Source organism: Sinorhizobium sp. GQ132 (genome assembly GCF_059758575.1).
Map to the genome: position 1 here is coordinate 210,649 of NZ_JCAXDX010000007.1, position 14,121 is coordinate 224,769.

13 protein-coding genes are annotated in these 14,121 nt (G+C 63.7%); 4 read left to right on the top strand and 9 right to left on the bottom strand.

Annotated elements, in window-relative coordinates; all coding sequences use genetic code 11:
* Positions 1–60 precede the first annotated feature (60 nt).
* The 4 genes from AC6CIG_RS19370 (at position 61) to AC6CIG_RS19385 (ending at position 4,330) form a co-directional block, all read left to right on the top strand.
* Complete coding sequence (locus AC6CIG_RS19370; protein ID WP_498323517.1) at positions 61–996, top strand: SMP-30/gluconolactonase/LRE family protein; 936 nt, start codon at positions 61–63, stop codon at positions 994–996.
* Positions 996–1,781, top strand: coding sequence for an SDR family NAD(P)-dependent oxidoreductase (locus AC6CIG_RS19375; RefSeq protein WP_498323519.1), 786 nt, complete (start codon positions 996–998; stop codon positions 1,779–1,781). Before AC6CIG_RS19370 ends, AC6CIG_RS19375 begins: the two co-directional genes overlap by 1 nt.
* 13 nt (positions 1,782–1,794) lie before the next feature.
* On the top strand, positions 1,795–2,991 hold the full coding sequence (locus AC6CIG_RS19380) for an AGE family epimerase/isomerase (protein WP_498323520.1): 1,197 nt from the start codon (positions 1,795–1,797) through the stop codon (positions 2,989–2,991).
* Between the two features lie 91 nt (positions 2,992–3,082).
* On the top strand, positions 3,083–4,330 hold the full coding sequence (locus AC6CIG_RS19385) for an enolase C-terminal domain-like protein (RefSeq protein WP_018096522.1): 1,248 nt from the start codon (positions 3,083–3,085) through the stop codon (positions 4,328–4,330).
* A gap of 167 nt (positions 4,331–4,497) precedes the next feature.
* Here the strand turns inward: AC6CIG_RS19385 and AC6CIG_RS19390 are convergent, their stop codons facing one another.
* The 9 genes from AC6CIG_RS19390 to AC6CIG_RS19430 form a co-directional block, all read right to left on the bottom strand.
* Positions 4,498–6,051, bottom strand: a complete 1,554-nt coding sequence (locus tag AC6CIG_RS19390; RefSeq protein WP_498323521.1) for a sugar ABC transporter ATP-binding protein — start codon at positions 6,049–6,051, stop codon at positions 4,498–4,500.
* Positions 6,038–7,012 (bottom strand): sugar ABC transporter substrate-binding protein, encoded by a 975-nt coding sequence (locus AC6CIG_RS19395; protein ID WP_498323523.1) that lies wholly within the window; start codon positions 7,010–7,012, stop codon positions 6,038–6,040. The genes AC6CIG_RS19390 and AC6CIG_RS19395 overlap by 14 nt, the downstream gene beginning before the upstream one ends.
* 22 nt (positions 7,013–7,034) lie before the next feature.
* On the bottom strand, positions 7,035–7,997 hold the full coding sequence (locus tag AC6CIG_RS19400) for an ABC transporter permease (RefSeq protein ID WP_498323524.1): 963 nt from the start codon (positions 7,995–7,997) through the stop codon (positions 7,035–7,037).
* Positions 7,997–8,767 (bottom strand): enoyl-CoA hydratase/isomerase family protein, encoded by a 771-nt coding sequence (locus AC6CIG_RS19405; protein ID WP_498323526.1) that lies wholly within the window; start codon positions 8,765–8,767, stop codon positions 7,997–7,999. The genes AC6CIG_RS19400 and AC6CIG_RS19405 overlap by 1 nt, the downstream gene beginning before the upstream one ends.
* 4 nt (positions 8,768–8,771) lie before the next feature.
* The gene (locus AC6CIG_RS19410; RefSeq protein ID WP_498323528.1) at positions 8,772–9,920 is read right to left on the bottom strand and encodes a carbohydrate ABC transporter substrate-binding protein; all 1,149 of its coding nucleotides are present in this window, start codon (positions 9,918–9,920) and stop codon (positions 8,772–8,774) included.
* Between the two features lie 2 nt (positions 9,921–9,922).
* Complete coding sequence (locus AC6CIG_RS19415; RefSeq protein WP_018096528.1) at positions 9,923–11,116, bottom strand: CaiB/BaiF CoA transferase family protein; 1,194 nt, start codon at positions 11,114–11,116, stop codon at positions 9,923–9,925.
* Between the two features lie 28 nt (positions 11,117–11,144).
* Complete coding sequence (locus AC6CIG_RS19420) at positions 11,145–11,939, bottom strand: SDR family NAD(P)-dependent oxidoreductase (RefSeq protein ID WP_164867041.1); 795 nt, start codon at positions 11,937–11,939, stop codon at positions 11,145–11,147.
* Complete coding sequence (locus AC6CIG_RS19425) at positions 11,936–13,117, bottom strand: aldose 1-epimerase family protein (protein WP_127711834.1); 1,182 nt, start codon at positions 13,115–13,117, stop codon at positions 11,936–11,938. The genes AC6CIG_RS19420 and AC6CIG_RS19425 overlap by 4 nt, the downstream gene beginning before the upstream one ends.
* An 88-nt stretch (positions 13,118–13,205) precedes the next feature.
* Complete coding sequence (locus AC6CIG_RS19430; RefSeq protein WP_127711836.1) at positions 13,206–14,120, bottom strand: sugar phosphate isomerase/epimerase family protein; 915 nt, start codon at positions 14,118–14,120, stop codon at positions 13,206–13,208.
* Between the last annotated feature and the right edge of the window lies 1 nt (position 14,121).

A 14,121-nucleotide genomic window follows, 5' to 3' on the forward strand; every position in this document is an offset into this window, starting at 1 on the left:
AATGGCCGACTGCAAGCGGCGACGCCCCTCGGCGTTGCATACCGGATTCATGGCGCGGCCATGAGTGCCACGGTTTCGCTGCTCCTCGATGCGAAGGACATCGTCGGCGAGAGCATTCTCTGGTCCGGGGACGAGAAGGCGCTTTACTGGGTCGATATCGTCGGCAAACGCATCCATCGGCTCGAACCCGAAACCGGCCGTCATGACACATGGCCGACCCCGGACTTCGTGACGTCGATCGGCATGCGGGCGGATGGCGGGTTCATCGTCGGCCTCAGCCGCAACGTCTGCCTGTGGAAGCCCGGCGGGCGCTTCGAGGCGTTTGCCGTGCCGGAGCCGGATCTGCCGGAAAATCGCCTCAACGAGGGTCGCGTCGCACCGGACGGCTCCTTCTGGGTCGCGACGATGCAGAGCAATCTTGACGCAGGCGGCTCACCGAAGGACATGGACCGGCAATCGGGCGCGGTCTACCGCATCGATCCCGCCGGTCACGTGTCGCAGCTCACGCCCAACGAGTACGGCATCACCAACACCATGGGCTGGACGCGGGACAACCGTTTCTTCTTCGCCGACACGCTCGCGAACGAGATCTACGTGTTCGATTGCGATCTTGCCGCCGGGAGGATCGACAACCGGCGCACCGTCGTGGCCGGCTTCGCCCGCGGCCTGCCGGACGGCTCCTGCCTCGATGCAGACGACCGGCTCTGGAACTGCCGGGTGGCGGGAGGCGCAGCCGTCGCGGGCTTCGACGGAACCGGCCGTCTCATCCAACTGATCGAGCTGCCGGCAAGCTGGCCGACGAGCTGCACATTCGGCGGCACGGATCTTTCCACCCTCTACGTGACCTCGGCGCGTTTCACCATGACGAACGATCATCTCGATATGCATCCGCTGGAGGGCGGGCTCTTCGCGGTCGAGGGCGTGGGGCACGGCGTCGAAGAGCCAAAATTCGGGCAGGCGTCCGACAAGTTCCCCTCTGTTACGGAGACAGCGTGATGAGCGATTTCAACGGCAAGAGCATCGTCGTCACCGGCGGAAGCCTCGGCATGGGTCTCGCCTGTGCCCATCGTTTTGCTGCCGGCGGCGGCAAGGTGACGATCGTGGCAAACGACAAGGCTTCGGTCGACGAGGCCGTGGCTTCCATCGGGGACAATGCCGCCGGGTTCGTCGGCGACGTCCGCTCCAAGCACGACATGGAAGCGGCGGTTCAGGCCGCGGTATCGCGCCATGGGGGCGTCGATATTCTTGCCTGCTGCGCCGGCATCCAGCGCTACGGCACCGTGGTCGACACACCGGATGAGGTCTGGGACGACGTTCTCGACATCAATCTGAAGGGCATCTTCCTCGCCTCCAAATTCGCCATTCCCGAAATGCGCAAGCGCGGCGGCGGCGCGATCGTCGCCATCTCTTCCGTGCAGGCCTATGCTTCGCAGGCGGGCGTCGCCGCCTATACGGCGAGCAAAGGCGCGATCAACGCACTCGTGCGCGCCATGGCGCTGGACCATGCCGGGGACAATATTACCGTCAATGCCGTCTGCCCCGCCTCCGTCGACACCCCGATGCTGCGCTGGGCCGCCGATCTGTGGAAAGGCGAAGGCACCGCCGAGGCGACGCTGGAAGCTTGGGGAAGAGGACATCCGCTGGGCCGCGTCGGCAAGCCTTCCGAAATCGCCGAACTGGTTGCCTTTCTTGCCGGCGATAAGGCCCGCTTCATCACGGGCGCCGACATCAAGATCGACGGCGGCGTTCTTTCCAAGCTCGGCATCGTCATTCCAGATTGACCGGAGGCCCGTCATGAAACCGCTTCCCGATTTCCGCTCGAAAGACTTCCTGCGCGCCCATATGCGCGAGATCATGGATTTCTACCATCCGATCTGCCTCAACGAGGAAGACGGAGGCTACTACAACGAATACCGCGACGACGGTTTCATCACCGACCGGAAGACCCAGCATCTCGTCTCCACCACGCGCTTCATCTTCAACTATGCCACCGCCGCGGTGATCTTCGAACGCCCGGACTTCGCGGAAGCGGCCGCCCATGGCGTAAGATATCTCGACGAGGTTCACCGCGATCCGAAGCATGGCGGCTATTTCTGGCTGATGCGCGGCCGCGATGCGGTGGATGCGACGAAGCATTGCTACGGCCACGCCTTCGTCTTGCTCGCTTATGCGACAGCCATGAAGGCCGGAATTCCCGGTATGGACGCCCGGGTTTCGCAGACCTGGGAACTTCTCGAAAGCCGCTTCTGGGAGCCGGACCGCGAACTCTACAAGGACGAAATCAGCCGCGACTGGGGGGCGACTTCGCCCTATCGGGGACAGAACGCCAACATGCACATGACCGAGGCGATGCTGGCCGCCTATGAGGCGACCGGCGAGGTCCGTTACCTGGACCGCGCCGAAACCCTCGCCCGGCGCATCTGCGTCGAGCTTGCCGCCAACGCTCAGGACGTGGTCTGGGAGCACTATCGCGAGGACTGGTCGATCGACTGGGATTACAACAAGGACGATCCGAAGCACCTCTTCCGGCCCTACGGCTACCAGCCGGGCCACATGACGGAATGGACCAAGCTGCTCCTGATCCTCGAGCGCTATCGCCCGCAGGACTGGATCCTGCCGAAAGCCATCCTTCTCTACGAGACGGCCTTGGCAAAGAGCGCCGATCTCGAATTCGGCGGCATGCACTACAGCTATGGCCCCGACGGCAAGCTCCATGACCTCGACAAATATCATTGGGTCCATTGCGAAACGATTGCGGCCGCGGCCGCGCTCGCCGCCCGCACCGGACGGGAGCGCTACTGGCAGGATTACGACAGGCTCTGGCGCTACAGCTGGCGGCACCTGATCGATCACGAATATGGCTGCTGGTTCCGCATTCTCTCGCCCGACGGCGTGAAGCAGAGCGACATCAAGAGCCCTCCAGGCAAGACCGACTACCATCCATTCGGTGCCTGCTACGAAATCCTGCGCGTGCTGGGGGAGGCGCAATAGCAGGGCGACCGTTTCCGGCCAGCGCCGACGGACACGGCCGGCGCCCCGCACCCCTAACCTCCGCACCCGACAGCCTGCATTGGAGCCTCCCATGAAGCGACCCAGGATCACCGATATCCGCGCGACCACCGTCACCGTTCCGCTGGAGGCGCCGCTGCGTCATTCCAATGGCGCACATTGGGGGCGGTTCGTCCGTACGATCGTCGAGGTGGAAACCGATGTTGGCATCGTCGGTCTCGGCGAAATGGGCGGAGGCGGGGAGAGCGCCGAGGCGGCGTTCCGGGCGTTGAAGCCCTATCTCGTCGGCCACGATCCCTTCGAGCTGGAAAATCTCCGCTTCATGATCTGCAATCCGACCGCCAGCCTCTACAACAACCGCACCCAGATGCATGCCGCCATCGAGTTCGCCTGTCTCGACATCATGGGCAAATTTCTCGGCGTGCCGGTCTGCGATCTCCTCGGCGGCAAGATGCGCGATGCGGTTCCTTTTGCCAGCTACATGTTTTTCCGCCTTCCCAACAAGGACACCGGCGAAGGCGAGACGCGCACGGCCGATCAGCTCATCGAGCAGACGCTGGCGCTGAAAAAGAAATGCGGATTCACCTCGCACAAGCTGAAGAGCGGCGTCTTCGCGCCGGAGTACGAGCTGGAGGTCTTTCGCGCATGGGCGAGGGCCCTCGGTCCCGACAGCGTCCGCTACGACCCGAACGCTGCGTTCAGCGTCGAGGAGGCTATCCGCTTCGCAAAGGGCATCGAGGATCTCAACAACGATTACTACGAGGACCCCACCTGGGGGTTGAACGGCATGCGGCGCGTCCGCGAGAATACGACCATGCCGCTCGCCACCAATACCGTCGTGGTGAATTTCGAGCAGCTCGCCGCCAATATCCTTAATCCCGCCGTGGACGTGATCCTGCTCGACACCACCTTCTGGGGCGGCATCCGCCCCTGCGTGAAGGCGGCGGGTGTCTGCGAGACCTTCCAGCTTGGCATCGCGGTGCATTCATCGGGCGAACTCGGCATTCAGCTCGCCACGATGCTGCATCTCGGCGCGGTTCTCCCGAACCTCGTCTTCCACGCGGATGCGCATTATCACCAGCTGACCGACGATATCATCGTCGGCGGTCCGATGCGCTACGAGAACGGTGCCATCAAGGTACCGACGGCGCCCGGTCTCGGAGTCGAGCTCGATCGCGACAAGCTCGGGCAGTACGCCGACCTCCATAAGACGCTCGGCGGCTATCCCTACGACCGCGATCCCTCCCGCCCCGGCTGGTTTTCCGTCGTCCCGAACACCCGATGGGCGGATCCCAACGACGATCGCGCCGTCGATTACTGAGGCTGCACCTGGGACCTATTCGCAACCTCACCGAAATGGAACCCACCCTGCCGAGACCTGACGGCCGGCCGCTTGGAGCTCGAAACTGTTCCAACTTTGAAGGGTGGCTTATCTGCGAGAGCAGCCGGATATCGGCCTGGGGCAACGAAAAAGCCGATACTCACCGTTCAGTGCTCCATGAATGCCATGGTCAAAATTCGGTCTTCCGTCATGTCGGCTCGGTCCACGACGCCGGCGAGCCGTCCCTTGGAGAGAACGGCGACGCGATCACACAGCGCCAGGATCTCCGGCACCTCCGACGAAGCGATGAGGACGGTCAGCCCCTTTTCCGCTTCCCGGGCGACGATGTCGTAGAGCTCGGACTTCGCGCCGACATCCACTCCGTGCGTGGGTTCGTCCAGGAGCAACAATCGCGGTTCGGCCATGAGGGCGCGGGCGAAAATCGCCTTCTGCTGATTGCCGCCCGAGAGCGTCGAGATCGGTTGCGTGTCGCGAACCATGCGAATGCCGAGCGTTTCGCGATAGAACGCCATACGCCCGGCCTCTCCTGACCGATCGGAGAACAGGCCCTTCGAAAAACGGCGCAGGCTGCTGATCGCGGCATTGTCGCGCACCGAATGCTGCGGCAGGATGCCTGCCGTCTTGCGGCCTTCCGGCACGAGCGCAACCCCCGCCTTCACCGCCTCGCTCGGGTCGGCGAAGGCCACCTTTTCTCCGAACAGCGAGATGTCGCCGGCCTTTGGCCGGTGCACCCCGTGTATAAGCTCCAGCAGCTCGGTGCGGCCGGCACCGACGAGACCGAACAGGCCGAAGATTTCGCCTTTGCGAATGTCGAGGCTGATGTCGTCCAGCAGACGATCGTCCGACAATCCCGCGACCGACAGCGCAGGCGTCCCGCTTGCAAGGGAACGCTGCCTGTACTGGTAGATGGCGGGCTTCCCGGTCATGTCCTTGATCAGCTGCTCGCGGCTCGTTTCGCCGGGGCGTCGCTCGCTGACGATCGCCCCGTTCCGCAGCACGACGACACGGTCGCAAAGGGCCATCGCCTCCTCGAGGCGATGCGTGATGAAGATGATGGCCGCTCCTGCCTCCCGCGCCTCGCGGACATAGGAGAAGAACCCGGCGACCTCGTGCGGCGTCAGGGATGACGTCGGCTCGTCGAGGATCAGCAGCCGTGGCTTTCTTGCCGCCGCCTTGGCGATCTCGACCAGCTGTTGTTCACCCGCCCGCAGGGTCCCTGCTTCCCGGTCCGGCGGGATGTGACCGGCGCCGACCCTTTGAAGCAGGGCACGGGAGGCGTGCTGCATCAAGTCGATATCGACGAGGCCCATACCGGTCCGCGGCATCCGACCGAGATGCAGGTTCTCGGCGACGCTCAGCGCGCCGACGACAGACAGTTCCTGATGAACGAAGCTGACGCCCGCTTCGATGCCTTCCGACACTGAGCCGAAGCGGACCGACAGGCCGTCCATTTCGATCGTGCCGCCGTCGGCCTGAAGGCCGCCGGACAGAATATGCATCAGCGTCGATTTGCCGGCGCCGTTTTCACCGAGCAGGCCCACGATCTCACCCGCCTTCAAGTCGAGGTCGACCGAGTGAAGTACGGAATTGCCCGAGAAACTCTTGGCAATCCGGCGCGCGCGAAGGAGCGGCACGGAGACGACGCGCGCTGCTTCTGCGCCAGGCGCAGCCGCCGCGCGCGGGCTGTTACTTGGCGTCATCGGGCGTCAGCAGCTTTCCGGTCACCGGGATGACCTTTGCGGGCGGCTCCTGGCCGGCGACGATATAGTTGTAGAGCATAACGCTCGAATCGAGCGCCTGCTGGTAGGGCGCCTGGTCGAGCAGGCCGACCATCTCACCGGTTTTCAGGTACTGGATATTGTCGGGCGTATGGTCGAAGCCGACGACGCCGACCTTGCCGGTCAGGTTGAGATCCTTGACGGCCTTTGCCGCACCGAACGGCCCGCCGGCGGTCACGTAGACCATCGAGAGATCCGGATTGGCGGTCATCATGTCCTGGACGAGCGAATAGGCCGACTCCGCCTTGTCCTTGTTCTCGAAAGGACCGACGATCTGAATGTCCGGGGAGTTCTCCTTCAGATATTCCAGCGCGCCGTTCATGCGCTGCGTGTGCTGGGTGGCGCCGAAATAGCCGGTGATGACGCCGAGCTTGCCCTTTCCGTTCATCTTCTTGGCGATGAATTCGCCGATCTGCTTGCCGGCCGAGGTCGCATCCTGGCCGATGAAGGCAAGGCGCTGCGATTCCGTCGCACCTTCCGCAATGATGTTGAAGACCGGCACGCCCTCTTTCGTGGCTTCGTTGATAATGCGCGCCGTGCCGTCGAAGATCGGCACCACGACGATGCCGTCATATTTCTTGGCGAGTGCGCCCTCGATGCCGGCGACAACCGCCTCGGCGGAGAGCTCGTCCCCGAGATCGACGAAATCGACCTTGGCGTCGTATTTCGACAGATAGTCGTTCGCCGCCCTCGCCCCTTCCGTGACCGGGGTCCAGAACGGATTGTTCTGAAACGACAGGAAAGCGATCCTCACCGGCCCCTTGGTGTTTTCCACCGCGGCGACGGTGCCGCCCTGCGGTGCTTCGCCCGCCAGCGAAGGCAATGTGACCGCCGCAACGGCCGCAGCAGCAAAGGCCATGGTTTTAAGTCTCTTGAGCAACATGCTTGTCTCCTCCGATAAATGATCAGTCGTCGTCGCCGCCGCGCTGCAGCCCGTCCAGCCCGACGGCGAAGATGATGACGAGCCCCTTGGTGACGACCTGCCAGTAGGCAGAGATGCCGAGGAGCACAAAAGCGTTGTTGAGCAGCGCCATGAGCAAGGCGCCGATCACGACGCCGAGGATCGAGCCGCGGCCGCCGCTCAATGCGGTGCCGCCGAGGATCACGGCGGCGATGACGTCCAGCTCGTATCCCATGCCGAGATTCGGGTCGGCGCTTGCCAGGTTGCCCGCGAGGATGAGCCCGCCGAGCCCTGCCAGCAGGCCGCACAGCGCGAAGACGAACAGCCGGGTCGAGCGCAGGTTCACGCCGGCAAGACGGGAGGCCTTGGGATTGTCGCCGATCGCATAGATCTCCCGGCCTGTGACGGTCCGGCTCGCGAATACATGGACGATCGCGGCGAGCACGATCATCAGCAGGAAGGACACGGGTATGTCGAAGATGCGCCCCGCACCGACGAACTCGGCAAAGCCGCCAAACGATACAGGGATGCCGCCGGTCATGAGGAGCGCGATCCCGCGCGCGATCGAGAGCGTGCCGAGCGTGGCGATAAAAGGATTGATTTTCAGCCGCGTGTAGAGAAGTCCGTTGGCAAGGCCGCAGGCGAGTCCCGTCAGAAGGCCGCCGAGGAGGCCGACGGTCTCGCTGCCGGTGTCGCGCATCAGCACGGCTGCGATGACAGCGGACAGACCGATGACCGAACCCACGGAAAGATCGATGCCGCGGGCGATGATGACCAGGGCCTGCCCCAAGGCGACGATCGCCACGACCGAGGCCTGGCGGCCGACGTTCAGCAGGTTGCGCGGCTCCAGGAAATAATCGCTGGCGAATGTCAGATAGAGCGCCACGACGGCGAGCATGGCAAGCACCGATGCTTCGCGATGCCGGCCCAGTCCTCGTGCGAAGGTCAATGCTGACTGCATGGTCATCACCGCCTTTCGAAATTGGGGGCGCGCTTCTCCTTGAAGGCCGCCCGGCCCTCGGCCGCGTCCGCGGTCGCAAAGCAGATCGTCTGCAGATCGCGTTCGTATTCGATAGCCTTGTCGAGCGGCATCGAAACCGCCGCCTTGAGGTTGGCCTTCGCCGTTTCCGCCGCGATCGGTGCCCGCGAGGCGATGATTTCGGCGATCGCGCGGGCACGTTCCAACAGGTCGGTCTGGGCAACGACCTCGCTGACCAGCCCCCAGGCCAGCGCCTTGTCCGCCGGTATCGGGTCGCCCGTCATCAGCATGAGCGCGGCATTCGAGGCGCCGATGGAATGCATCAGATGTGCCGCCATGCCGCCGCCGCCGATCCATCCGAGCTTGATCTCCGGTGCCGCGAACTGCGCGTTTTCCGAAGCGATCCGGATGTCGCAGGACATGGCCGTCTCCAGGCCGCCACCGAAGGCATAGCCGTTCACCGCGCAAATCGTCGGCTTGAGCAGGGCGCGGAACGCATCGCAATAGTCCGGCCGATTGCGGAACTGCCAGGGCGTACGGTAGGTGTCGAGCTCGCGGATATCGGAGCCGGCGCAGAAGGCGCGATCACCGGCGCCGGTAAGGATGACGCAGCGAATGCGGTCGCTGTCGTTGCTTTCCTTCACGGCCGCGACGATCGCATCGGCCATTTCCGGCGTCACGGCATTGAGCTTTTGGGGCCGGTTGAGGGTGATCGTGGCGATTGCACCGTCCGCGGCATAGAGAACGTCGTCGGTCATTTACCTACCTTTCGCCACCGGCTTTGCGATGGCTTGCATAGAGGGCCTGCAAGCTTTCGAGCACGCCGTCGGCCGGCGCACCATCCTCGAAGGCCTGCCGCAGAAGCGCCGATGCCTTGCCCTGGAAGGCGATGTAGCCGTCGTGGCGCGGGCGCACATAGGCCTGCTCCAGCGTATCGGCCGTGTTTTCGTAGAATCCGCCCCAGAGGGCGTTGACGCGTGGATCATGCCAGGCCTCGCGCCGAGACGGCTGGCCGTCATGGGCGGGGATGAAATCGACCTGGGCCTCGCGGCTCATCAGCCAGAGCAGGTGTTCCTTCAGAGCCGGCGTGATTTCGCAGCGCCGCGAGATGCCGATTCCCGTACCGCCGAGCGTCGAACCCGGCCGCCCGCCGGGGATGCGGCGCGGCGCGTCGTGGAAGGCGACCTGATGCCCCGTCTGCGGCGCGGCGTAGTTCACGTAACCGTAGACCAGCGGGCAGAGCACGACGTCGTCGTTCGACGCCATGTGATCGAGGATCCCGATCGGGTTCCGGTCGCGCACAGACCGCGGACTGCGGTTTGCGAGATCGCGCATCAGTTCGTAAACCGGGCGCCCGACGTGCCGGGAGACGAGGACCTCCGGATCCGTCTCCGCCGGAGGGTCGCCGAAGGCCGCGGCTATCGACAGGAACGAGAGCGCCGCGTGCGGACCGGCGAGCGACAGCGCCACCTTGCCGGTGCTCCGGGAGAGCGCCACGACCTCGTCCCAAAGCTCGGGCACCGGTGCCTCGAGAAGATCGGCCCGCGCCGCCATCACCTGCGTGGCCGCATCGAGCGGCAGCGCCCAATGAGCGCCGCCGAAGCGGTAGCTCCGCAAGGAGGGACCGATGCTCTCCGCCTCGAGCGCCTGGACGGTCGCATCGCCGAACACGTCCTCGAGAGACCGCAGGCAATTTCCGGCCAGAGCTTCCCCGACATGAGGATGATCGAGAACCACGAGATCATAGCGCGCGCAAAGATCGGCGATCGGATGGGATTCGAAGCCTTCGAGCGGCTGCTTCTCCCAATCTATGGCAAGCCCCCATTCTGCGAGTTCAGGGCACGCGGCGGCAGCCGCAAGCGCGTTGTAGCCGCGTGGATGATCCCATGTCAGAGCCTGCAGCCGTTGCATCGTCAGACGTCCTCGGCGGCAATGGCACCGGCGGCTTCGAGTGCGGCGATGCGAGCCTCGTCATAGCCCGCGTCCTTCAATATCTCGCGTGTATGCTGACCGACGACCGGCGCCCCGCGGTCGACGGTCGAGGGGGTCTTGGAGAACCTGATCGGAAACCCGGGCGTCTTGACGCGGCCTTCGGTCGGATGGTCATATTCGACGAAGGTACCGTTGTGCCTGATCTGCGCGTCCTCGACGAGGTCCGCATAGCCATAGACCGGGCCGCACCAGATGTCTGCCGCACGAAGCCGTGCGAGCCACTCCTCGGAGCTTTTCGTCTTCAGCTTCTCGCGTGTCTTGGCGAAGATCTCGTCCCGCCTGGTCCAGGTGTCGACTTCGTCGTCCATTGTCAGGAAGCTTTCCTCGCCGATCACCTCTCCCAAGGTCTTGAGCTTGGGAAACGCGACGATGATGAAACCATCGCTGGTGGCGAAAGCGCCGTAGGGTGCGCGGATGTAGACATGGGCGTGCGGCTCGGCCGAGCGCTTCTGCGGTTTCTGGCCGATCGTGAAGACGGAGAGCTCCTGCATCTGGATCGTGGTGATCGCATCCAGCATATTGACCTGCACGAGCTGTCCCTCGCCGGTCCGCTCCCGGTGAAAGAGAGCTGCAAGGGCGCCTTCGAATGCGTTGTAGGCGGTGATGGCGTCGACCAGATATTGCCCCGCCGCCATCGGCGCCTCGCCTGCGCGTCCCGCCGAAAGCATTGCGCCCGACATGCCCTGGAGAACGAGATCCTGTCCGGGCCGATCAATATAGGGTCCATCTTCGCCATATCCCGACATCGACACATACACGAGGCGCGGATTGATGCGGGAGAGCGTGTCGTAATCGACGCCGAGACGTTTCGCGACGCCCGGACGGTAGTTCTGCAGGAAGATGTCGGCCGTCTTCACCAGGTCGAGAAGAACCTCCTTGCCCTCCGGCGACTTCAGGTCGACGGCGAGCGAGCGCTTGTTGCGATTGAGCGACAGGAAGGAGACGTTGACCCTGTTGCCTCCGGCTCCCCCCGCGGCGACGTGGCGCTGCCACTCGCCCGACACGGGCTCGACCTTGATCACGTCGGCGCCGAGGTCGCCGAGACGCTGTGCCGCAAACGGACCCGCCATGGCGATCGAGCAATCGAGGACGCGAAATCCGCTGAGAATTCCCATTCGTTCAGTTCCTTATGTATTCAAGCGGTCAATGCATCACCCAGCCGCCGTCGACGTTCAGGGTCTGGCCGGTGATGAAGCCCGCAGAGTCGGAGATCAGGAAGGTAAGAGCGGCAGCGATGTCGGCTGGGCGACCACGGCGTTTGACCGCCTGGTGGTCGAGCACGAAACGCGTATAGCCTTCCGGATCCGGATGGATCTTTTCGGCATCCGTCGGGAAAGCGCCCGGCGAGATGGCATTGACGGTGATGCCGTAGCCACCGAATTCGCGCGCCCAGGCGCGCGTCAGCCCGACGAGGGCGCCCTTGGACTGCACATAAGGGGCAAGATTCGCCCACCCGCCGGACAGGGTGACGCTGGCGATATTGACGATCCGGCCCCAGCCCCGCTCGCGCATGTGCGGCAAGGCCGCCTGGACGCAGACGATGCCGGCATCGACATTGATCCGCTGCACGCGCTGGAAATCCTCGATCGAATACTCTTCGAACGGCCTCGACGGATAGATCGCGGCATTGTTGATCACCACATCGAAACCGCCCGCCTTGGCAGCAGCCTGGTCGAGCGCGGCGCGCAGGCCGCTCAGGTCGGCGAGGTCGATCGCCCGCACCGTGAGACCACCCAGCCCTTCCCTTTCCGAAGCATCCACGAGCGCGCGCGTCTTTGCCTCGTCGTTGTCGATGGCCACGACGCGTGCGCCGGCACGGAGAAAACTCAGTGTAGTCTCCGCTCCCAGGCCGCCGGCCGCACCCGTATAAAGGATGACCTTGCCGGCGATCGACATTCCGGGGACAACCTCCCCGGTGGTCAAAGGTCCGGCAATCATCGCCGTCCTCCGATGGGCAAGTGATTGCCGGTCGGCCGGGGAAACGCGTCGACGGGTTGTTCGGCGAGGCTGCGGATCCGCCTTTCGCTGGCTGCTATCGCATCCGCATCGGGAAGGATCCGGAAGGTGGTGTCATATCTCCGTTCGTCACCATGCTCGAGCCAGATCAGTTCGCCGCGCTCGCGCGCAGCACCATGGCCGAGGACGTGATTGGTCGACGGCTCTATGCCGAGCGCATACTGCCCGGCTTGCAGGTTCTGCCATTCGTACATGCAGGGAAACTGGTCCTTGCGGGTGACGACTTCGAAGCCGATGCCGAGCGCATCGTTGACGAGGGCAACCGGAACCCGGCCTTCGCCGTCCGCGGCCATTTCGTGCTGCCAGACCTGCTCGTGGAAATTGAGCTGCGGAGCCGGCAGCGTATGGTAGCCGACATCCTGCTTCTCGTAGTCGGCGCCGGCATGAGCGGCCCAGACGACCTCCTTGATGGGCGCCAGGTAGCGGGAATTTTCCGCCAGGACCGGATGACCGACATTGATGTGGTAACAATACATATGCGGGGTGCGGTAGAAGCCGCGATTGACCACCCGGTCGGTGAGCCTGATCTCGTTGGTGCCCGCCTTGATTTCGATGCGGCGCACGAGGTCGAGATGCTCTCCGAACACCGTACCCTGGGTGACGACACCCTCGCACCAGAGGATGCAGTCGTCGCCCCTCCATTCCTCGCCATAGCCCGTGAGCCTTGCAGGAATCGTTCCGATCCGGCCATGCAGCGAATGGCTGACGGTCTTGCGAGGGCCGTAGACATAGGTGTCGCCCGGCTCGTCCGCCATGAACAGGATATGGTCGAGACCGCAGGTCACCATGAGTCCCGAGAAGGAGCGCAGCCAGGAAAGACCGCCCTCGCCTTCATATTCATGCAGGCCGGGATGCTTGAAGCCGGCCGGGGAGTTCCATCCGATCGCCATGCCGCGAAATTCGCAGTCGGCGATATCGAGGGCGCGGTCGACGAGCACGGTGAAGCGCAATCCCGTTCCGCTGCGGAATTCCAGCATGCGGATGCCGCGCTCGACGCCGTCTTCGAGCGTCATCAGGCGCACGCCGGCAAATTGCGAAAAAGACCCGGCCCTGGCGGCGATGTCGCGGCGCGACATCGCCTTCCCGTAGAGTTCGACCATGTGGATGTTCCTGTCGTATGCCCGGCTCGGGCAGCCCTTTCATGCCTTGGGTAAACGCGGCCGGACCCGTGCCCGGCCGGTCCGGTGATCAGAGGCCGAGCGCCCGAAGCTTCCCGTCGAGGAACCTCTTGGCGCGCGGCACATCGCTTTCGTCGAGATGCTCGATGATGACGGGTATGTTCGGATGCTTCTTCGAAAGCCGCTGGAGATAGAGATCGTAGTTCAGCGAGCCGAGGCCCGGTGCCGGAAGCTCGATCTCGCCCACGCCGCGGAAGGTATGGCTTTCGAGCGCATCCTCATCACCGATATCGGCATGCTTCTCCGTTTTGTCGTCGCCCGAACGCTTGACGTCCTTGGCATGGGCGATCTTGATCCTGTCCTGCAGGGTGTCGAAGACCTGGTTCAGTATCTCGTCCATGCGGCCGATGTTGTGCGCCTCGAAATAGTTCGTCGGATCCATCAGCAGACCGAGACCGGGGTGATCCACCTGGGCGAACATCTTCACGGTCTCCTCGACCGAGCCGACGACGTTGTTCACGTAGGTTTCGAGGAGGAAGACGGCACCATGATCATAGGCGTGCTGGGCAAGATCGGCGATGACCTTGCGGCACTCCTCGAACCCTTCTTCGGTCTTGTTCCTCGGGTGATGCACCCAGTCCGACTCCGTGTTGTAGGTGCCGGTTTCCGAGATGACATAGGGCGTGCCGAGATACTGGGCGTGGCGGATGATCTCCTTGAGGTAACCGACGCGACGCTGGCGCTCTGCCCTGTCCGGATGGATGATGTTGGTGTAGCCGGAAATGCAGGAGATCGGCAGATGATGATCGCGGAAGGTCTCGCGGATCCGGATGCATTTTTCCCGCGTGATCTGGCCCGCGGACAGGTCGACATCCTTGAAATGCATGTCGAGCTGAACGGTGTTGAAGTCGAGCGCTCTTATTTTTCTCGCCGTCTCTTCCAGGCTGTAGGGAAAGTAGCCCGTAAAAATGCCGGTTTGCATCATG

Coding starts and splice junctions, on each gene's coding strand:
- AC6CIG_RS19430 (WP_127711836.1), bottom strand. CDS start 14,120: ATGATGCAAACCGGCATTTTTACGGGCTACTTTCCCTACAGCCTGGAA.
- AC6CIG_RS19405 (WP_498323526.1), bottom strand. CDS start 8,767: ATGACCGACGACGTTCTCTATGCCGCGGACGGTGCAATCGCCACGATC.
- AC6CIG_RS19415 (WP_018096528.1), bottom strand. CDS start 11,116: ATGGGAATTCTCAGCGGATTTCGCGTCCTCGATTGCTCGATCGCCATG.
- AC6CIG_RS19395 (WP_498323523.1), bottom strand. CDS start 7,012: ATGTTGCTCAAGAGACTTAAAACCATGGCCTTTGCTGCTGCGGCCGTT.
- AC6CIG_RS19370 (WP_498323517.1), top strand. CDS start 61: ATGAGTGCCACGGTTTCGCTGCTCCTCGATGCGAAGGACATCGTCGGC.
- AC6CIG_RS19390 (WP_498323521.1), bottom strand. CDS start 6,051: ATGACGCCAAGTAACAGCCCGCGCGCGGCGGCTGCGCCTGGCGCAGAA.
- AC6CIG_RS19400 (WP_498323524.1), bottom strand. CDS start 7,997: ATGACCATGCAGTCAGCATTGACCTTCGCACGAGGACTGGGCCGGCAT.
- AC6CIG_RS19425 (WP_127711834.1), bottom strand. CDS start 13,117: ATGGTCGAACTCTACGGGAAGGCGATGTCGCGCCGCGACATCGCCGCC.
- AC6CIG_RS19375 (WP_498323519.1), top strand. CDS start 996: ATGAGCGATTTCAACGGCAAGAGCATCGTCGTCACCGGCGGAAGCCTC.
- AC6CIG_RS19380 (WP_498323520.1), top strand. CDS start 1,795: ATGAAACCGCTTCCCGATTTCCGCTCGAAAGACTTCCTGCGCGCCCAT.
- AC6CIG_RS19385 (WP_018096522.1), top strand. CDS start 3,083: ATGAAGCGACCCAGGATCACCGATATCCGCGCGACCACCGTCACCGTT.
- AC6CIG_RS19410 (WP_498323528.1), bottom strand. CDS start 9,920: ATGCAACGGCTGCAGGCTCTGACATGGGATCATCCACGCGGCTACAAC.
- AC6CIG_RS19420 (WP_164867041.1), bottom strand. CDS start 11,939: ATGATTGCCGGACCTTTGACCACCGGGGAGGTTGTCCCCGGAATGTCG.